This window comes from Novosphingobium kaempferiae (assembly GCF_021227995.1).
Lineage (GTDB): Bacteria > Pseudomonadota > Alphaproteobacteria > Sphingomonadales > Sphingomonadaceae > Novosphingobium > Novosphingobium kaempferiae.
Genome location: NZ_CP089301.1, coordinates 2,010,827 through 2,029,656, shown reverse-complemented (window position 1 = coordinate 2,029,656; position 18,830 = coordinate 2,010,827). Strand labels below are relative to the sequence as shown.

At 63.4% G+C, this 18,830-nt stretch carries 23 protein-coding genes; 6 read left to right on the top strand and 17 right to left on the bottom strand.

Annotated elements, in window-relative coordinates; all coding sequences use genetic code 11:
- Positions 1 to 4 precede the first annotated feature (4 nt).
- Genes rpsH through rpmD form a run of 5 tightly spaced genes read left to right on the top strand, consistent with a single transcriptional unit; the run spans position 5 to position 2,187 of the window.
- Positions 5 to 400: a 30S ribosomal protein S8 gene (gene rpsH / locus LO787_RS09325; RefSeq protein WP_008828224.1), complete on the top strand. Its 396-nt coding sequence runs from the start codon at positions 5 to 7 to the stop codon at positions 398 to 400.
- Positions 400 to 933, top strand: a complete 534-nt coding sequence (gene rplF / locus LO787_RS09320) for a 50S ribosomal protein L6 (protein WP_232495563.1) — start codon at positions 400 to 402, stop codon at positions 931 to 933. The genes rpsH and rplF overlap by 1 nt, the downstream gene beginning before the upstream one ends.
- Positions 933 to 1,271: a 50S ribosomal protein L18 gene (rplR, locus tag LO787_RS09315; protein WP_008828222.1), complete on the top strand. Its 339-nt coding sequence runs from the start codon at positions 933 to 935 to the stop codon at positions 1,269 to 1,271. Before rplF ends, rplR begins: the two co-directional genes overlap by 1 nt.
- 2 nt (positions 1,272 to 1,273) lie before the next feature.
- On the top strand, positions 1,274 to 2,005 hold the full coding sequence (gene rpsE, locus LO787_RS09310) for a 30S ribosomal protein S5 (protein ID WP_232495562.1): 732 nt from the start codon (positions 1,274 to 1,276) through the stop codon (positions 2,003 to 2,005).
- A gap of 5 nt (positions 2,006 to 2,010) precedes the next feature.
- Positions 2,011 to 2,187: a 50S ribosomal protein L30 gene (gene rpmD, locus LO787_RS09305; protein ID WP_103099210.1), complete on the top strand. Its 177-nt coding sequence runs from the start codon at positions 2,011 to 2,013 to the stop codon at positions 2,185 to 2,187.
- A gap of 233 nt (positions 2,188 to 2,420) precedes the next feature.
- Here the strand turns inward: rpmD and LO787_RS26090 are convergent, their stop codons facing one another.
- The 9 genes from LO787_RS26090 to LO787_RS09265 all read right to left on the bottom strand — a co-directional run bounded on the left by LO787_RS26090 (position 2,421) and on the right by LO787_RS09265 (position 9,279).
- Positions 2,421 to 2,567: a DMT family transporter gene (locus LO787_RS26090; RefSeq protein WP_255700859.1), complete on the bottom strand. Its 147-nt coding sequence runs from the start codon at positions 2,565 to 2,567 to the stop codon at positions 2,421 to 2,423.
- A complete protein-coding gene (locus LO787_RS26085) occupies positions 2,558 to 2,872 on the bottom strand; it encodes a DMT family transporter (protein ID WP_255700858.1) in 315 nt (104 codons plus the stop codon). Before LO787_RS26085 ends, LO787_RS26090 begins: the two co-directional genes overlap by 10 nt.
- Before the next feature lie 12 nt (positions 2,873 to 2,884).
- The gene (locus LO787_RS09295) at positions 2,885 to 3,334 is read right to left on the bottom strand and encodes a hypothetical protein (protein WP_232495561.1); all 450 of its coding nucleotides are present in this window, start codon (positions 3,332 to 3,334) and stop codon (positions 2,885 to 2,887) included.
- Between the two features lie 18 nt (positions 3,335 to 3,352).
- On the bottom strand, positions 3,353 to 4,783 hold the full coding sequence (gor, locus tag LO787_RS09290) for a glutathione-disulfide reductase (protein WP_232495560.1): 1,431 nt from the start codon (positions 4,781 to 4,783) through the stop codon (positions 3,353 to 3,355).
- 89 nt (positions 4,784 to 4,872) lie between these two features.
- The gene (locus LO787_RS09285; protein ID WP_232495559.1) at positions 4,873 to 5,211 is read right to left on the bottom strand and encodes a carboxymuconolactone decarboxylase family protein; all 339 of its coding nucleotides are present in this window, start codon (positions 5,209 to 5,211) and stop codon (positions 4,873 to 4,875) included.
- A 105-nt stretch (positions 5,212 to 5,316) separates the two neighbouring features.
- Positions 5,317 to 5,931 carry a glutathione transferase GstA gene (gene gstA / locus LO787_RS09280; RefSeq protein WP_232495558.1) on the bottom strand — a complete coding sequence of 205 codons (615 nt, stop codon included), beginning with the start codon at positions 5,929 to 5,931 and terminating at the stop codon, positions 5,317 to 5,319.
- 87 nt (positions 5,932 to 6,018) lie between these two features.
- Positions 6,019 to 6,897, bottom strand: a complete 879-nt coding sequence (gene yghU, locus LO787_RS09275) for a glutathione-dependent disulfide-bond oxidoreductase (RefSeq protein ID WP_232495557.1) — start codon at positions 6,895 to 6,897, stop codon at positions 6,019 to 6,021.
- 59 nt (positions 6,898 to 6,956) lie between these two features.
- Positions 6,957 to 8,042 carry an alkene reductase gene (locus tag LO787_RS09270; RefSeq protein ID WP_232496287.1) on the bottom strand — a complete coding sequence of 362 codons (1,086 nt, stop codon included), beginning with the start codon at positions 8,040 to 8,042 and terminating at the stop codon, positions 6,957 to 6,959.
- A gap of 148 nt (positions 8,043 to 8,190) precedes the next feature.
- Positions 8,191 to 9,279, bottom strand: a complete 1,089-nt coding sequence (locus tag LO787_RS09265) for an NADH:flavin oxidoreductase (protein ID WP_232495556.1) — start codon at positions 9,277 to 9,279, stop codon at positions 8,191 to 8,193.
- Positions 9,280 to 9,505: 226 nt separating this feature from the next.
- Here LO787_RS09265 and LO787_RS09260 point away from each other — a divergent pair, with 226 nt between their 5' ends.
- Positions 9,506 to 10,414, top strand: coding sequence for a LysR family transcriptional regulator (locus tag LO787_RS09260; RefSeq protein WP_232495555.1), 909 nt, complete (start codon positions 9,506 to 9,508; stop codon positions 10,412 to 10,414).
- Between the two features lie 50 nt (positions 10,415 to 10,464).
- Here the strand turns inward: LO787_RS09260 and LO787_RS09255 are convergent, their stop codons facing one another.
- From LO787_RS09255 to LO787_RS09220, 8 genes are all read right to left on the bottom strand, one after another.
- A complete protein-coding gene (locus tag LO787_RS09255; protein ID WP_232495554.1) occupies positions 10,465 to 11,121 on the bottom strand; it encodes a DJ-1/PfpI family protein in 657 nt (218 codons plus the stop codon).
- Between the two features lie 74 nt (positions 11,122 to 11,195).
- The gene (locus LO787_RS09250; protein WP_232495553.1) at positions 11,196 to 12,287 is read right to left on the bottom strand and encodes an alkene reductase; all 1,092 of its coding nucleotides are present in this window, start codon (positions 12,285 to 12,287) and stop codon (positions 11,196 to 11,198) included.
- A gap of 486 nt (positions 12,288 to 12,773) precedes the next feature.
- Positions 12,774 to 14,981 carry a TonB-dependent siderophore receptor gene (locus tag LO787_RS09245; RefSeq protein WP_232495552.1) on the bottom strand — a complete coding sequence of 736 codons (2,208 nt, stop codon included), beginning with the start codon at positions 14,979 to 14,981 and terminating at the stop codon, positions 12,774 to 12,776.
- 225 nt (positions 14,982 to 15,206) lie between these two features.
- Positions 15,207 to 15,923, bottom strand: coding sequence for a DUF6796 family protein (locus tag LO787_RS09240; RefSeq protein ID WP_232495551.1), 717 nt, complete (start codon positions 15,921 to 15,923; stop codon positions 15,207 to 15,209).
- Between the two features lie 18 nt (positions 15,924 to 15,941).
- Positions 15,942 to 16,706, bottom strand: a complete 765-nt coding sequence (locus tag LO787_RS09235) for an energy transducer TonB family protein (RefSeq protein ID WP_232495550.1) — start codon at positions 16,704 to 16,706, stop codon at positions 15,942 to 15,944.
- Positions 16,703 to 16,978, bottom strand: a complete 276-nt coding sequence (locus LO787_RS09230; RefSeq protein ID WP_232495549.1) for a hypothetical protein — start codon at positions 16,976 to 16,978, stop codon at positions 16,703 to 16,705. Before LO787_RS09230 ends, LO787_RS09235 begins: the two co-directional genes overlap by 4 nt.
- 23 nt (positions 16,979 to 17,001) lie before the next feature.
- A complete protein-coding gene (locus tag LO787_RS09225; RefSeq protein ID WP_232495548.1) occupies positions 17,002 to 17,292 on the bottom strand; it encodes a DUF3325 domain-containing protein in 291 nt (96 codons plus the stop codon).
- Positions 17,289 to 18,815, bottom strand: a complete 1,527-nt coding sequence (locus LO787_RS09220; RefSeq protein ID WP_232495547.1) for a PepSY-associated TM helix domain-containing protein — start codon at positions 18,813 to 18,815, stop codon at positions 17,289 to 17,291. The genes LO787_RS09225 and LO787_RS09220 overlap by 4 nt, the downstream gene beginning before the upstream one ends.
- Between the last annotated feature and the right edge of the window lie 15 nt (positions 18,816 to 18,830).

Genomic DNA, 18,830 nt, shown 5'->3' with positions numbered 1-18,830 from the left:
AGCAATGGCATTGACCGATCCCCTGGGTGATATGCTCACCCGCATCCGCAACGGCCAGCAGGCGAAGAAGGACTCCGTCCTGTCGCCGGCCTCGAAGCTGCGTGCGCGCGTCCTGGAAGTCCTCCAGCGTGAAGGCTACATCCGTGGCTTCTCCGACGACGCCACCGGCGCCCACCCGCAGCTGCGCATCGAGCTGAAGTACTTCGAGGGCGAAGCCGCCATCAAGCACATCGCTCGTGTCTCCAAGCCCGGCCGCCGCGTCTACTCGGGTTCGAAGGAACTCCCGGTTGTGCGCAACGGCCTTGGCATCACCATCGTCTCGACGCCCCGCGGCGTGCTTTCGGATGCCGAAGCCCGCGCGCAGAACGTCGGCGGCGAAGTGCTGGCGGAGGTGTTCTAATGAGCCGCATCGGTAAGAAGCCGGTGACCGTTCCTAGCGGCGTCACCGCCAACATCGACAACGGCGTTCTCTCGGTGAAGGGCCCCAAGGGCACCCTGACCCTGAGCCTGTCGGACCAGGTCACCTACGCGGTGGAAGATGGTTCGATCGCCGTGCAGCCCGTCGGGCAGTCGAAGCAGTCGCGCAGCCACTGGGGCCTCCAGCGCACCCTGGTGTCGAATCTGATCGAAGGCGTCACGAACGGCTTCACCAAGATCCTCGACATCAAGGGCGTCGGCTACCGTGCCAACTCTCAGGGCAAGACCCTGAAGCTGCAGCTCGGCTATTCGCACGACGTGGACATCGCCGTGCCGGAAGGCATCGAGGTCAAGACCCCGGATAACACCACGGTCGAAATCTCCGGCATCGACAAGCAGAAGGTCGGCCAGCTTGCGGCCGAGATTCGCCGCTGGCGCAAGCCCGAGCCCTACAAGGGCAAGGGTATCGCCTATCGTGGCGAGTACATCTTCCGCAAGGAAGGGAAGAAGAAGTAATGGCAAAGCTGTCTCTCTTCGATCGCCGCGCGCGCCGCGTTCGCACCGCGCTCAAGGCCCGTTCGGGTGGTCGTCCCCGTCTGTCGGTGCATCGCACCGGCCGTCACATCTATGCGCAGATCATCGACGATGCGCAGGGCCACACCGTCGCTGCAGCCAACACGCTGGGCGCCAAGGGCACCGACCTCGACGCCGCGACCCGCGTTGGCAAGGAACTCGCCGAGGCCGCCAAGAAGGCGGGCGTTACCTCGGTCGTGTTCGACCGCGGTGGCTTCCTGTACCACGGTCGCGTCAAGGCGCTGGCCGAAGCCGCCCGTGAAGGCGGGCTGGAGTTCTGATCATGGCCGACGAAAACAACAACCAGCAGCCGGTTGCGGCTGAAGCCCCCCAGGGCGGCGCTCCCTTCGAGGGTGGCCGCGAAGGTGGACGTGGTCGTGGCGGCCGTGGCCGTGGCGGCAACGACCGTGGCGGCGATCGCGGTGGCCGTGGCCGTCGTGACGACCGTCGTGGCGGTCCGCGCAACGAGGAAGAACAGGGCGAGGAGCTCATCGAGAAGCTCGTCCACATCAACCGCGTTTCGAAGACCGTGAAGGGCGGCAAGCGCTTCGGCTTCGCAGCTCTGGTCGTCGTCGGTGACGGCAAGGGTCGCGTGGGCTTCGGTCACTCGAAGGCCCGCGAAGTCCCCGAAGCGATCACCAAGGCGACTGCCTCGGCCAAGAAGAAGATGATCCGCGTCGCTCTGAAGGAGGGTCGTACCCTCCATCACGACGGCAAGGGCCACTTCGGCGCTGGCAAGGTGAACGTCCGCACGGCTCCGGCCGGTACGGGCATCATCGCCGGTGGTCCGATGCGCGCCGTGTTCGAGAGCCTGGGCGTCGCTGACGTCGTCACCAAGTCGGTGGGCACCTCGAACCCGTACAACATGATCCGCGCCACCTTCGACGCGCTGACCGACCAGACTTCGCCGAAGTCGGTTGCCCAGCGTCGTGGCAAGAAGGTCGCTGACCTGCTTGGTCGCGGTGGCGCTTCCGAGGTGGAGGCCGAGGCCGCCGCCGAAGCCATCGTGGAGTAAGCATCATGGCGAAGATCAAGATCAAGCAGATCGGTTCGCCGATCCGTCGCCCCGAGAGCCAGAAGAAGATCCTCATCGGTCTTGGCCTCGGCAAGATGCACCGCGTCGTGGAACTGGAAGACACCGCCGAAGTGCGCGGTGCCATCGCCAAGCTTCCGCACATGGTTGCTATCGTCGACTGAGCCTTACCGGCTGAGCCAACGAATACAGAAGGGCCCCGGCGGAAACGCCGGGGCCTTTTCTTATTCCTCCCCGAGCTTGCACCCACGAGTTGGCGTCGCTGAAGGATCCAGTTCTCGGAATTGCCGCCTAAACCGTGCAGGAACACGACTGCAGGCCCGTCGCCCTGCGACGAATAATGGATGGTCTCGCCTTCCCAATCGAACGTCATAATGGTCTCATGAGCATGTGAGGTTCAGCGTCCGATGAGGACGACACCGGACAGCAACAGCGTCACGCCGGTGAGGCGCGTCAGATCAAAGGGATGCCGCGACATGCCCAGGATGCCGAAATGATCGAGAGTGACGGCCAGCAGGAGCTGTCCCACTACGATCAGGCCCACGGTCGGGGCAGACCAAGGCGTGGCACCATGAGTACCGCAGTAGAAACGAAGATCGCCCCAAACATGCCCCCTGTCCACGAAAAGCCATTGATACGTCCAAAGACTGAGGCCGGTGACTTTAGGCCCTCGACGGCAAGGGCCACGAACAGCATCGCGACCATGCCAACAAAGTAGCTGATGAAGCCAGCCCACCACGGCGAACCGATCTCGCCCCGCAACCTCGCGTTGACGACCTGCTGCATCGTCGCGCTCGCGCCCGCGGCGATCGTGACTGCAAAGGCCAGAAAGGGCGAAAGAACAGGCATGGCGCGCTTGCCTCAACCGAGTTCGGGGCCGCAGTAACCGACCGCCTTTCGACAGGGAATCGCACCCGAGTGGGCATTGCTGCATAGGCCCTGCAGATGGTTCAGTAGAGCGTGGACCTGGTCTCGCGAGAAGCCCATATCGATGAGGCGCGTCACGTCGCCTTCTTCGACGCAGTCGCAACGGTGGCGTGCGAGCGACGAGAAGACGCGGAGGGATTCCAGCCTCGGGTCAGGAAGGGGGCTATACCTCCGGCTGCCTCGCAACTGGTCGGCATCCCAACCGAACCAGCCACGCGAGGAAGCGTAGCGGGTAGTATCCTCACGTTGGGCCAGATCGATGACCCGAAGTTCGGTAGCGGTGAACTGGCTGGCGTCGAACCCATTCGCCGCAGGCTCGTCAGGCGGCTCAGCCCACTTCACGAAGCTATCGAGCGGGAATGGGAAGAAGGAAGACATCATCATCGAATACTTTCCTGCTTCCTATGCGGCTACAACGGACGATCCGGGCATTGACGGCGCCGCCACGTTCGCCCGCTCATCCTCGACGCGGACCGGCACTGCCCGCTCACGCATCGTGACAAACTCCTCGGCCGAACTCGGGTGAATCCCGACGGTCCGATCAAACTGCCGCTTGGTGGCACCGGCCTCAATCGCGATTGCGATGCCCTGAATGATCTCGGCCGCATCGGCGCCGACCATGTGGGCGCCCAGCACAACGTCGCTGGCGCGGTCGACGACCAGCTTCATCGCGATGCACCGCTGGCTGCCGCTGAGGGCGTGCTTCAGCGGGCGGAACCGGCTGAGATAGACATCGATCACATGGCGCTGCTCCACGGCCTGCGGTTCGGTCAATCCGACCATTGCGACGGGCGGCGTGCTGAAGACCGCGGTGGGAGCACGCGATCCATCGAACTGCGTGGGATTGTCGTTGAACACCGTTTCCGCGAAGGCGCGCGCTTCGGCGATCGCGACCGGCGTGAGGTTGTTCCGGTTCGTCGCGTCGCCGACGGCGTAGATGCCCGCAACGTTGGTCTGCGACCATTCGTCCACGGTGATGGCATTGCGGGCACCAAGCCGGACGCCGACCTCGGCCAGCCCAAGCCCGTCGGTGTTCGGGACTCGGCCCACCGCATAGAGGATTTCATCCGCTTCGAGCACCGTCGCAGAGTTCTGGAGATGTACCCGGACGCCAGCACCGACCTTCTCGATCCTGCCGACCTCGGCACCGGAGAAGACCTTCATTCCGGACTGGACATATTCGCCTGTCAAGTGTTCGCGGACGTCGGGATCGAAGCCCCTCAGCAGGCCATCGCCGCGGGTGATGATTGTCACCTCGCTCCCGAGACCACTGAAGATGCCGGCGAACTCGACGCCGATGTAGCCGCCGCCCACGATGACGATCCGCTTTGGAAGCGCTGGGAGATCAAGGGCCTCATTCGAGGTGATTGCGTACTCGATACCGGGAACCGGCGGCAGAACGGCGCGACTGCCCGTGGCCACAAGGATATTTCTTGCCGTCACAATCCGGTCGTCGATCTGCACGGTGTGGGGCGCGATGATCCGGCCGCGTCCTTCGACGAGCTCGACACCGGCGCTCTCGAGCATGCCGAGGTAGATGCGGTTGAGACGATTGATCTCCCGGTCCTTTGCCGCGATCAGGCTCGGCCAGGAAAACGTCGCATCCTTGATAGTCCAGCCAAAGCCGGCGGCCTCCTCGATCTCCTCGGCGACGTGCGCGCCGTAGACGAGCAACTTCTTGGGGACGCATCCCCGGATAACGCAGGTTCCGCCCACGCGGCTGTCCTCGGCAATGCCGACGCGCGCGCCATAGCTGGCGGCTCGGCGCGAGCCGGCGACGCCGCCGGAGCCGGCGCCAATCGTGAAGAGGTCGAAGTCGAACTGTTCAGACATCTGTCGATCCAATCTTCCAGAGCGTCGGTGCCTGCCGCGACGGGAGGGCGCAAAAGCCGCCCTCGCCGCCGAGCATCCCGCTGGCCGGCTCAGGCGCCGGGCGCGGCGTCAAAAGCCTCGAGCGTGCGGCTTGAATAGACGAGCGCGGCACTCGCATTCATGGCGACCGCCACGCCGAGCGCTTCGGCCACCTCTTCGCGCGTCGCGCCGGCCTTCGCGGCCTCGTTGGTGTGGATCGAGATGCAGCCGTCGCAACGTGTGGTGACGGCAACCGCGAGCGAGATCAACTGGCGGGTCTTCTCGTCCAGGAGCGCGGTCTTCGCGCCGGCGCTGGAAGCCGTCATGTAACCCTTCACCGTGTCGGGCGTCAGGGTTGCCAGTTTGCCCACGTTTGCAAGAAGGTGGGTGCGGTTTTCATTCCAGTCCATTGTCATCTTCCTTGGTGCTGTCGGCCGAAGTGCCGGGGGCGAAAAGTGATTGTTGAGGGTGGGGTGGTCGCGACCGCTGGGTCGGAGGCGCGACCGGGATGCGGATCACCGCGGCGGCGTGTCCTCGGCTGCGCGAGCGGCCAGAACGCTGGGCTGCTGCTCCATGCGCTGCATGAACCGCTCGATCGCGGTGTATTCTGACAGGTCGATGCCGACGCGCGGTGGCCAGCACAGCACGTTGTAGAGGTAGGCATCGGGAGCCGAGAACGCGGCGCCCAGAAGATAGTCGTTCCGGGACAGGTGGTCCTCGATGACCTTGAAGCGGCCGCGCAGGAACCCGTCGGCGAAGCGCGCCTTCGACGCATCATCGATGGAAGGCGAGAACATCGTCGCCATGCCCTTGTGGAGATCTGTCGCGACGACGTTGAGCCATTCCAGCGCGCGGTAGCGCTCGCGGGTGCCGAACGCCGGCAGCAGGCCGCGCTCGGGCACCTGGTCGGCGATCCACTGCAGGAGCACCGCGCCTTCGGTGATCACGTCGCCATCGTCCAGCTGCAGCGCCGGGACGAAGCCCTTGGGTGTCACCTTGAGATAGTCGCCCTCTGGGGTCGTCTTGGTGGCGAAGTCGACCTCGACGAGATCGAAGGCCAGCTCCGCCTCGCGAAGCAGAATCTGCGGCGAGAGGCCGCAGGAGCCATGTGCATAGTAAAGCTTCATCATAATCTCCGTGGTATGAAGGCGTGCGAAAGGGTTCGGCCGCCACCGCGTGCGGCGACCGTTGTTGACCCGGAGGCTGGGATTGTTCGGCTACCGGGCCGTGGTCGGCACGATCGCGTCGATGTCGGAAGCGTCGTGACGTTCGAGCAGGAACCCGCCCGGATTGTCCGACCGGCGATTGACGACCCGGCCGCGCTTCACCGCCGGTCGCTCGCCTATCGCCCGATACCAGCGCAGGAGATGAACATACTCCTCGACGCCGACGAACTCGTGTGTGTTGTAGACCCCGTAGAGGCTGCCGGGCTGCCACGGCCATACTGCCATGTCGGCGATCGTGTATTGATCGCCTGCGAGGAATTCGTTCTTCGCCAGATGCGTGTCGAGGACGTGCAACTGCCGCTTCACTTCCATGGCGTAGCGGTCGATCGCATACTCGATCTTGAACGGGGCATAGGCGTAGAAGTGGCCCAGGCCGCCACCGACGAACGGCGCCGTGCCCATCTGCCACATCAGCCAGTTGAACGTCCGCGTGCGCGCCTGAAGCTCGGTTGGCAGAAACACCCCGAACTTCTCGGCGAGGTAGACGAGGATCGAGCCCGTCTCGAATACGGGCGTGACCGGATCGGAAGAGCGGTCGACCAGGGCCGGAATCTTGGAGTTGGGGTTGATCTCGGTAAAGCCGCTGCCGAACTGGTCACCCTTGAAGATGTCGATCAGCCAGGCGTCATACTCGGCCCCTGTATGGCCGGCGGCGAGTAGTTCCTCGAGCATGATCGTGACTTTCTGCCCATTGGGGGTGCCCTGCGAGTAGAGCTGGAGCGGGTGCTTCCCGATCGGCAGCGCTTTTTCGAAAGTCGCACCCGACACCGGCCGGTTGCTGCTGCCGAAGGCGCCGCCATAGGTCGTCTTCTGCGACCACACCTTCGGCGGCACGTAACCGGCGGGCTGGTTTTGCTGTGCGTCGTTCATCTTGGGCTCCTCAGAAGGGCTTGAGAGGATGTTACGGAGATGGCGGGAGACGCTCGTCTTCAGGCCATTATCTCGGACAGAGCGGGATAGTCAGTGAAGCCCTCGGCGCCCTGCGTGTAGAGTGTTTCTTCCCGCGTCGCATTCAGCGGCGCGCCCTCACGGAAGCGAACGACGAGATCTGGGTTGGCTACGAAGGGCCGGCCGAAACTGATCGCGTCGGCCACTCCACTGTCCAGAGCGGCCTGCGCACTCGCAAAGTCGTAGTCACTGTTAAGAACCAGCGGCCCTGTGAAGTGCGGACGCATCATCGGTGATTGGCGGGGCACGTCGCTCGACACGAAGGTGCCCTGCGGGCTGGCTTCCTTCAGTTCCAGAAATGCGATGCCGATCTTGTCCAACGCCGCCGCGGCGGTTACGAACAGCGGCGTCGGGTCGCTGTCGTCGACCCCATACGTCTCGCCATTGGGGCTGAGGCGGACGGACGTGCGGTCCGCGCCGATGGCCGCGGCCACCGCCTTGGTGACCTCGACTAGCAGGCGCACGCGGTTCTCGATGCAACCACCGTAGCGGTCGGTGCGCGTATTAGAGCCGTTGCGCAGGAACTGGTCGATAAGCTGCCCATTCGCGGCGTGGATCTGCACACCGTCAAAACCGGCGGCCATGGCATTGAGCGCCGCGCGGACGTGGTCGGTGACAATCCCGGGGATCTCCTCGATAGCCAGGGGCCGGGCAACCTCATACGGCATCGTACCGTCATATGTGTGTGCATGTCCGGGTGTAGCGGTCGCGCTGCACGACACAGGCTGCTCGCCCGTGATCGCGGAGTGCGTCATGCGTCCCATGTGCCAGAGCTGTGCGATGATCAGTCCGCCCCGGTCGTGAACAGCCTGCGTTACAGGCTTCCACGCCTCGACCTGCTCTGCCGTCCACAGACCGGGAGCATAGGCCCAGCCGAGGCCCTGACGGGAAATGCCGATGGCCTCGCTGATGATCAGTCCGGCAGAGGCACGCTGCGCATAGTAGTCCACCATGATCGGGGTCGGGACATGGTCACGGGTTGCGCGTCCGCGGGTCATGGGCGCCATCAGCACGCGGTTGGAAGCATTCATTGCGCCAAGCGCGACTGGATCGAAGAGGGTCGTCATGGGGGTCTCCATCAACTCGGTCGCGCCGTCTGGTGCGATGAGCATCAAATTAAGTGGGAGCAAATGGTCGATAAACAGGCCGCTTTTCCGAACATTGCGGCGCAAATCGAAATCATGCTGACGATGCTTCATCGCCCTGCGAGACGGATCAGACGCTTCCTGGGACGAAGAAGTAGTCCCAGCCCCGCAGGTGCCGGATAAAGCGCTCGCTGAGCCCGCCCTGGCGCAGATATTCTCCGGTCGTCGGCAACCCGGGGCTTTTGTGGAAAGGGTCGGCCTGCACGCGCAGGGGATAGTCGCGCTCGAGTATCGCGGGACGGCCCACGATCACAAAGTCGGCCCCTTCGTCGAGAATCTCGGCCGCGTGCTGCGCGGTCCAGATCTTTCCCGCTACGCCCAACCGCACGCCCTTGCGCGCAATCTCCGTGAAGAGACTGAGCATCTTGCGCCCTGCGAAGACACCCTCCTGGACGACCTGCGTGGTGTCCCACAGGGCGAGGTCGAGATAGTCGATCAGCTCGCGATCGAAGATAGTGGCGGCGATCTCGCGCAATTCCTCCAGGACGAGGCCGTATCGCTCGACAGACAGACGCCAGCCGATCTGGAAGTCGGGGCCGCACGCCGCGCGAATGCCCTCCATGATCTCGATCGTCAGGCGTGCTCTGTTTTCGAGGCTTCCGCCATATTTGTCCGTGCGATCATTGAGCAGTGGCGACATGAATTCGAGCAGGATCCAGCCGAACGCGCCGTGGAGAGCAACTCCGTCGAAGCCCGCTTTCTCCGCGCGCTTCGCCGCTGCGATGAAACTATCCCGTATCCGCTCCACCTCCTGAGTGGTCAGCGCCTTCACGCCCGGCAATGTACGATCGGATGCTGGAGATGGAATGCCGCCCAGAACGGGTGCGGCGCGATGGCCGGCATGGTGCAGTTGCACTGCCGACAGGCCGCCGCCTTCCCGGATCAGCCTCGCGATCTCGGTCAGCCCTGGCAGTTGCGCGTCGTCGAAGATGCCCAACTGCCGCGCGAACGCGATGCCACCGGCTTCGACGTGCGAGGCGCAGGTGGTCAGCAGCCCATAGCCGCCTTGCGACAGCTGACGGAACCACTCCAGGTCAAACTCGGAGGCCCGGCCATCGAGCTCACTCTGCTGGTTGGTGAGCGGCGCCAGCATGAAGCGGTTGCGCATCGCCGGTCCGTGGAGAAGCGTGAGCGGTTCGAAGAGATATGATACGGACATATCGGCACTCCTTGATTGCGGTGTGTCTCAGGCAGACAGTTGAATTCGCGTTCAGTAGAAAAAATTCACCGCCATTACTCTGACGATGAGTTTGAATTTCGGCCCAGATTCGGCCAGAACTTTGCCTGTCCGCCTAACCGCGTTGAACTCTTGCTCCTTGACTAATGCCAATGGATCGCCCGATAAATGGTCCGCTTTTCCGAACATTGCGGAAGGATACGATTTCATGGGAATCAGGATCGAGAGCGTAAGCGCCATGACGGCGTTCGTGCAGGCGGCGGACATGCTGAGCTTTAAGCTGGCGGGGCAGCATCTCGGTCTGTCCTCATCTGCAATCGGAAAGACGATCGCCAAACTGGAAGATCAACTGGGCGTGCGGCTCTTCCACCGATCCACTCGGGCCATCGCGTTGACCCAGGAAGGGGAGATTTTTCTCGACCGCTGCCGCACCTTCCTCTCCGGGCTGGAGGCGGCGGAGGCCGAGCTGGCCAACACCACGACCTCGCTCCGGGGTCGGCTGCGGGTTGGCGTCCCGGTCGCCAGCGAATTGCTGACACCGATTTTCGGCGAGTTCATGGAGCGCTATCCCGAGATCGAACTCGACCTCGACTATAATGACCGTTTCGTCGATGTGATCGATGATGGGTTCGATGCGGTCATTCGCTCGGGGGAAGTGAGCGACAGTCGGCTGATGCACGTCAAGCTGGGCGATTTCACGAACCGCCTCGTCGCCTCACCTGCCTATCTGGAGAGGATGGGCGTGCCACGGGTCTCCTCGGACCTGATGAAGCACCGACTCCTGCATCATCGCTTCTACGATACCGGCAAGCTGGGTGACTGGGGACCTGGCATACCGGAGGGCACAGTGCTTCCGGTCGCACTCGCAGTCACGTCGTTCGTCCCGCTCACCGATCTCGCCGAAGGCGGGCATGGGATCGCCAGCCTCCCCTATTTCGCGATCGCGAAACGTCTGAAGGAAGATCGGCTCCGCGAGGTACTCCCAGAAGCCGCGAAGAAGACGAGAGCGCTGCGGCTTCTCTGGCCGCGCAGCAAATTTCCGCTACCGAAGATCTCGGTTTTCGTGAAATTCATGACGGATTCGCTGAAAAGCAACCTGAAGGAGAATGCCGAATAAGGCGGCACCGAACGCACGGCCTCTATCTCAAACGACGTCGATCACGCCCCTTACAAGTGCGCCGCGTCCCGGGCGTCGTCGACCTGTGCGGTCGTGTACCATGACGCAGACGGCTGTGGCATGCGCATGAGCTGGCGGATATGGTCCACGTTGGCACGAGAGGTCAGCTCCTCGAGAAGGGTGAACGCGACCTCGATCGCCGTGCCCGGCCCCGTCGAGGTGATCAGGCCTCCTTCGACGACGATCGGCTCATCGATGAACGTCGCGCCATAGCCTTCAAGCTGCGCCTTCCGCTTGCCGCCGATTTGATGATATGTCGTCGCCCGGCGGCCGCGTAGAACGCCTGCTGCCCCGAGCGACAGGGAAGCGACACACACCGAGGCTACCGGCTTCCCCGCTTCCTCGAACTTCGCGATGACGGACGTGAACTCTGAAGCCAGGGCATCTTCATAGAACCCCGCGCCCTCGAAACCACCAGGGACGGCAAGAGCATCGAAGGTATCGAGATCGAGATCGAGATCGGCGACAACCGCATCGGGGATCACCGAAAAGCCGAAGGTCGCCTTCAGCTTGGGGCGAAGCCCGGCAGACACGAGTTCGATGGGTTCTTCGCCATCAATGTTCGCCCAGCCGAGCACATCCGTGAAGCCGGCAGCCTCGAGCGGCTCGAACCCGTCAGCCAGGAGCAGCAGCACACGTTTTGCCATGGTCGTATCCTTTTCGTGAGCGAAGTTGAGAAAGCGACCGGGCGAGACTATCTCGCCCGGTGCGTCCGGGACAATCAGGCAGCGACATCCAGTTCAGGGAGCGTCGGGTAGTCGAGGTAACCTTCCGCCCCCTGGGTATAGAAATGCTCCGGCCGTGGCTCATTGAGCGGCGCACCTTCGTCCAGACGTCGGACAAGATCAGGATTTGCCAGGAACGACCGACCGAAGCTGATCGAATCGGCGAGACCGCTGTCGAGGTCGGCCTGGGCCCTGGCATGGTCGTAATTGTTGTTGAGGACGAGCGGCCCCTTGAAATGTGGACGGATCATCGGCGATTGGCGCGGCACGTCGGTCTCGCCGAATGCGCTCCCCGCCGCCGTTTCGCGCAGTTCGAGGTAAGCGATACCTATCTCGTCCAGCATAGCCGCCGCTGCCGTGAACAGCGGCGTCGGATTGCTGTCATCCACACCCCAGGTCGCGCCGTTCGGCGACAGACGCACGGCGGTGCGCTCGGCGCCCACGACGTCGCATACAGCCCGCGTCACTTCGCGCAGAAGCCGGATGCGATTTTGAACGCTCCCACCATAATCGTCGTTCCGCAGGTTGCAGTTGTCGCGCAGGAACTGGTCGAGCAACATGCCGTTTGCCCCGTGAATCTGCACCCCGTCGAAGCCGGCAGTGATCGCGTTGCGTGCCGCATGGGCGAAGTCCGCAATGATGCCGGGAATCTCGTCCAGATGCAGGGCGCGCGAGGCTTTGGGAGGCTTGGGACCGTCATACGTCCAATTGTCGATCGGCGGGGTGGTCGCGCTGGCCGATACCGGCTGCTCGCCGATCACCGACGAGTCTCCCGCGCGGCCGTTGTGGGCCAGTTGCGCGATGACCAGACCACCTTTGTCATGAACCGCGCCCGTGATCGGCTTCCACGCCTCAACGTGGTCATCCCTCCAGAGGCCGGGCGTGTAGGTGAACCCAGCGCCCTGCTGCGAGACAGCGATCGCCTCACTCGTGATGAGGCCGGCGGTGGCTCGCTGCGCATAATAGTCCGCCATCATCGCCGTGGGGACATTCTGTCTGGTCGCACGGCTACGCGTCAGCGGCGCCATGACGATGCGATTGCGGGCGACGAGCGCCCCGAGCGCGATAGGATCGAATAATGTCGGCATACCATCTCCATCTTCACACTCGCGTCGTGCAAGGCGATGTGCACGAATTAACCGACGCTGGACTGCCGATAAACAAGCGGCATTTCCGATCATTGCGGAATGAAAAGATGTTATAGGGCGTCTATAGGGAGGGTTTGCCTACCCTCACATCGCTCGATCTCTATGCGTGCAATACTGTGTTGCCGACATTTCGCGTCTCCTCGTAACCCAATTAAAGACCGGACATTTGCCTGACCACCAGTCTTGGGCGGGTAGAATGGGAAACCTGACCGTCCGCAGCTAGGAATGCAAAACTGGCTGCTGAGCGTCCACTAAGGGTCGGTACCGCTGTCCGCCGACGGCGGAAAATCAGTGAAGCGGTGGCGGGCAACTACCTGCATGGCGGCGAAAGTCCGTCTTATGCAACGTGCTAAACCCAGTTTCCCCACGCGCGGGGAAACTGGCATTCCGTCGATTGAACTGATCGTTCGGAGCGTTGTGGCCGCGTCAAAACTTGCCGCGCAGCGAGACGAGGAAATTGCGTGGATCGCCGTAGAAATTGCCGTAGCCTGGGCTGCCGATCGTTACATAATAGGACTTGTCGAACAGGTTGTTCAGATTGGCGCTGATCGAGAACTGATCGCTCACGTCGTATTCTGCGCGCAGCGACCAGATAGCGTATCCGGGCAACCTGAACTGGTACTGGTAGTAGGGGCCGTCGTATAGACCCGTGGCGGGGTTGAGTTCCTGCACGTAGCCCGAACGGAAGTTGCTGCTTTGCGCGGTCACGCCGCCGCCAATGCTCAGGCCCTTGAGTGCGCCTTCACGGAAGGCATAGTCCGTGAAAACCTTGAGCAGGTGCCGGGGGGTGATCTCGGCGAACGAGGCGTCGTTTTCGCGCCGGTTCTCATTATCGTTGTAGGTATAGCCAACCGATACCTGCCAGCCGGGCAGCAGCTCTCCGTTCACTTCAGCTTCGAATCCCTGGCTGCGCAGCGACCCGTCGCGGATATAGCAGCAGTTGTCGGTGGACCCGGCGGGCGGATTGCTGGGATCCGTCGCCGAAGCGCCCTGCTTGCGCACGCGATAGACCGCCAGCGATCCGGTCAGCTTGCCGCCCGCGAACTCGCCCTTCACGCCCGCTTCGTAATTGGTGCCGCTGACAGGGCCCAGCGGTGTTCCGGGTCGCGGCGCCGACATCAGGTTGGCCTGCGACTGGTAGATTTCGGAGTAGCTGGCGTAGAGGCTGAGCGATTTCGTGACGTCGAGCACCGTTGCGACATAAGGCACGAACTTGGTCTTCTGGTCGAGTAGGGACGTCACCGCTCCGGTCGAGATGTTGCGGTTCTCGGTGCGGTCCTTCACCACCAGCCGTCCGCCGCCGATCAGCGACAGCGCGGCGACCGGGCGGACGCGCAGCGATCCGTAGAAGCCGAGGCGTTCGATTCTCGTGCGGCCCTCATAGCCGCCGTCCGTCCATACCGGCGGATAGGCCAGTTCGGGCGGATAGTCCGGATCGAAAACATTGGCCGGCCCGTGATAGGTCCATAAGCTGCGATTGTCCGTCCTGTTGTTCGTGTAGTCCACGCCAAGGACAACGTCGTGCTTCTGGCCAAATGCCTCGAAGCTGCCCGTCGTGTTGAAGTCGAGGGTGAGTTCTCGCACTCTCGACGCGGCCTGGTAGTACCACCAGTCGGCACCGGACCGATCGATCGGATCGACGGCGTTTTCCATCTCCGCCGCATTGGTGCGGTCGTTGGACCGGGTGTAGTTGGCGTTCAGCCGCATCGTCCAAGCTTTGCCGATCGCCTGCTCGATCCGTCCATAGGCGATGTCGATCGTGCGGTCGATCGTGCTCCACGGTGCGCCCATGTTGGTGCTGCGAGGAAAGCCGATGTCCTCGCCACTGCGATAGCGCGGAAGGCTGACGTTGAAACCCTCGTGCTTGTCGACCTGATGGGTGTATCCCGCCAGCAGCAGCGTTCCGGGCGCCGGGTTGTACTCGATCGACCCGTGGGCAAGCCAGCGGTCATCCGTCTTGAAGTCCTGGAAGCTGTCGCTCATGTCGTAGACGCCGATGGCGCGGGCCCGCAGGCTGCCATCTGCGGTCAACGCTCCGGTGAGATCGCCGTTGATTCGGGCATGGTCCCAACTGCCGAAGGTCATCGTGGCGCGGGCCTGCGTATCGGCCATTGCGCGCTTGCGGGTGAAGTTGATTACGCCACCTGCCTCGCCGGCTCCAAACAGCCCGTCCGCGCCGCGGATCAAGGCGATGGAATCGAAGATCGCGGTGTCGAGATCGCCCGTGGTGGTGGACGTCTGCGCGCTGGCGCCACCATCCAGGCGGTAATTCGTGATCGGCAGCCCGCGTGAGGTGTAGGTTGAGGATAGCCAGGCGCGATCTACCGTCACGCCGGTCATCTGCTGCATCACATCCTCGACGGTGAGGAGGTTCTGATCCTCGATCCGTGCGCGCGTCATGACTGTTACCGACTGGGGCGTCTCGCGCAGCGTCTGCAGCGCCTTGCCCACGTTTATGGCGCGGGGCGCATACCGGCCGCTGCCTTCGGTGATCGTGGGATCGCTATCGGGACGCTCGCCGGTGACGGTGATGTCGCGGTCGCTCTGCGGTTCTTCGCGCTCGGTTTCGGCGGTCGGCGCATAAGGTTGGGCGAGTGCGCTGCCCGGCGCTGCAATTGCGGTAAAGGTTGCCACTGCTACGTGCAGATCGCGCAGCAATGCTTTTCTCCGAACGGAGATATTTTGCCTCATGTCTTCCCCCTGAAAGTCTGGATCAACGGTCGGCAGCACCATCGCCGACCGCCACCGTGCGACTGCTGCTCCGGGGGCGCTTAGAATAATTGCTATCACGTCGCAATAGCATTTCTATTTGTGTCCAGCGGGGTATGGCGAAGGGCATGGGATGCGATCGGATGGCGGCTACCGGATCGGGGGCGTGCGCCAAAGCAGCGCCGTGGAACAGGCGTAGATCAGCAGGAAGGCGACGTTCAGCACTGCGGCATAAAACCAGGTACCGACAGGAGCAGGCAGGACTGAACCGGCAGCCGCAATGAGGAGCGGCACGGCAGGGTTGAAGATCAGGGCGCTCCAGCGCGGGTAGGCGCTTTTGCCGGTGGCGATCGTCAGACACAGCGCCAGCATTCCGCAGCCCAGTGTCAGCACCGGAAGGAGCCAGGCGATCAACAACATGTGATTGAACTCATCGCCCAGGGCCAGCAGGGCGTCATGCGCCGCTAGGGGGACGATGGAGATTGTCTGGTATACGCGGCCGACATAGTAGAACCCGGCGTGCCCGAGCGGCGACCAGGCGTTGCCGCACATCAGCAGGATCAGCACCGTCAGCGAGAGCATCCGTCCGGCAGGCCGCGTGCCCTGGTAGAGGTGCCAACTGCCGGCAAGATTGAGCGGGATCGCCAGGTTGTTGAGCAAGGCGCCCAGAGCCAGCCGGTGCTCGGACAGCCCGAGCATCAGCGGCAGGGCGCCAAATGAGATTCGCGACGCATAGGTCTTCGATAGCAGCGGATAGGCTGCAGGATCGGCCGTTCCGCCTACCAGCAAGATATCCCCGATCGACCACAGGACCGCGCCGATCATTCCCGCGATCCCTGCCGCTCTGATTGCCGTGTTCGTCATCATTGGTTCCTGATCCGGGTGTCACCGCATGAAGAATTCGACAGGCACGACCAGTTCGATCGTTGCCCCCTTCACCTCCGGTGGAGGTGCCGGCAAAGGCTGCGCCCGCCGGGGCAGGGCAAGCGCTTCCTGATCAAGCGAGCGGACGCCGCAACTGCGCTCCAATTGGATCGAGCGAATCTTGCCTTCGCGATCCATTACGAACCGGATGTAGGGTACTCCCTGCTGCCGGGCGAAGCGGGCCTCGCGCGGATAGCGCTTGACATTGTTGAGGGCGCCCAGAACCGCGCCTTCCCAGGTCGGCTTCGCGTTCGATGGTGGGGGTGGGGCAGGCGCCGGCTGGCTTTCAGGCTGAGGTATTTGCCTCACCTGCGGTTCGGGAGACGGCGGCGGCGCAAGCAGGACCGGCACCCGGTTGCGCTCCGCGACCGTGACCATGGCGGGCTCGACCACGGGCAGATCGAGGATGGGCTCGTCCATCTGCCTCTTCCTGGGCTCCGGTTCGGCCGGCGGCTCGGGTTGGGGGGCAGGGGAGGGTGCAGGTGCCGCCACATCATAGACGCTGAGCGTCGGCGGCTTCGGCGCGCTGGTGTAACTTTCCCATGAAAGCAGCATGCCGGCGAGAACGAGAAGCAGGACAAGACAGGTTCCGGCCATTCCGAACAGGCGGGACCGCACATCGATGCCATACCGCGCAGGCATTTCGAACGCGGCGGGCATGGCGGCAGGCAGGCGAGCGTTGTTCACGTCTTGCGACACGGTCTGCATGACGGTCAGGTGTTTCATGACAGGCTGCTCCGCAGGAGGGCACACGTGATGGCGAGGGCCGCCGCCGCCGCTGCCAGCCATCCCGATAGCCGGGCCGGATCGCGACTGTGGAACGCGGCCAGGCAAATGAGGGCGAGGATGGCCGGGCCGACCATCAGTGTGATGGTGACGGCATCGGCGCGAGAAACGCCAAGTCGTGCCAGGATCAGTGACAGGACGGTGGTGGCAAGCGCGCCCGTGGCGAACGCGCCGAGGGTTCCGGCAAGAACGCGGAGGACCAGTGATGCCACGGCTCGTGCAGCAGGCCGCCGCATCACTGGCGAACCCGAGACAGAATGCGTTCGCGGTTGGTATTGATGGCTACCACCAGTCCGGCCGCGATGGTGAGCCAACCGACCCAGATGACCGTTCCTTCCCCCCACCCGAAAACCAGTCCTGCCGGCGCGTATGCAACAGCGAGCGACAGGAAGCCGCCCAGGCGCAGGTGCCGGGCGGTGTTCGTCGCCAGTCTGCGGCGCAGCCACTCCTGCTGGTGCCGCTGGAAGGCCAGCAGCAGGCCGGAGAAACCAGCAAGTTGAAGCATGAGGATTACAGCGTGGATCATACCGGGGCCTGTGCCTTCACACGGGCCTGACGGCGTGACGCAGGCTTGCCGTTCTGCCGCGCCGTTCGTCGCGCGGCGAGCGCCAGCAGCGCCGCGGTTGAAAGCATCACCAGATCGAAACCGGCAAAAATCCAGTCGCCCGCAATCAGGCTGGGCAGCAGACCGTGGGAGGTCGTGAGTGCATTCACGGCTGGCACCATGGCGTAGAGCACGGCCCCCGCTGTCAGGACTTCGACCCATGCCCGCCTTGCGGGTCGTCCGATCGCCCAGACGAACAGCGCGCCCCATGCAATGAACATGGCGTCGACTTCCCATGATGCCCGATCGGCGAGCCCGACCGGCAGCAGGCGATTGGCAAGGAAGAATACCGCGATCGCGGCTGACGATCCGGCGATGACGCCGATGTTCAGGCGTTCGACAAGCCGAAAACCGAAATGCGGTCGGGACGGATCGGGCAGTTTCGCACGCCTCTTCACCGTCCAGAGGATCAGGCCTGATCCAGTCATGACGGTGCCGCTCAATCCGGCAAGGAAATACAGCCAGCGCAGCACGGGCGCCGCGAACCATCCGGCATGGAGCTGGACCATGACGTCGCGGGTCGCTTCTGCTCCGCTGGCAGGGCGCGGCCCCTTCAGCACTGTGCCGGAAACGCCGTTGATGGCGATGACGGGAGAACTGCCGCCAAGCCGATCGGGCCGTGGATAGGCGGTCACGACCGCTGCGGCGTCTCCCGGGTTCTGGATGGAGAGGCTGGCGGGCATCTGGCCGATCTGCCCTCGAACCGTGTCGAGTATATCGACCAGCGATATCGTGGCAGCGGGGCGGCCGGACTTCTCCACCTCGGGAGACGACGGGTAGGCCGCCTCGAAATAAGCGTCCTCACTCGCGAAGTTTGCGCTGATCGGCCAGGGCAGCAGCATGTTGGCGAAGATGACGAGGCCGGTGTAGGTAATCATCAGGTGGAAGGGCAGGGCCAGCACGCTGGTGACATTGTGGGCGTCGAGCCAGCTCCTCTGCCCCTTGCCGAAGCGCAGCAGGAAGAAGTCAGTGAAGATCTTCTTGTGCGTGATGATGCCGGAAAGGATTGCGACCAGCATCGCCAGCGAGGCGATGACGATCAGGTAGCGACCGACCCACCACGGCAGATAGCGCAGATTGTAGTGGAAGTGGAAAAGGAAGTCCCCGCCTTCGGTCTCGCGGATCGTCGAACGGCTCCCGGTCACCGGATCGAGCGTGATGCTCGTCCATTCGCCTTCGTCGGTCGAGGGCGGCCATCCCAGCGTCAGTGCCTCGCCTCCACGCGGATTGGGTAGCATCACGGACCAGCTCGGAGCGCCATGCCCACTGGTTGCCAGCAAAGCGTCGGCAGCTTGCAACGCCTGGAGCGTCACCGGGGCCGGCGTCAGTTCGGGGCGCATCCATGCGCTGATCTCGTGGCGGAAGAAGGACGCGGTGCCGGACACGAAGACGAGGAACAGGATCCAGCCGGGGATCAGCCCCGCCCATGTATGGAGCGAGGCCATCGACTGGCGCCATCC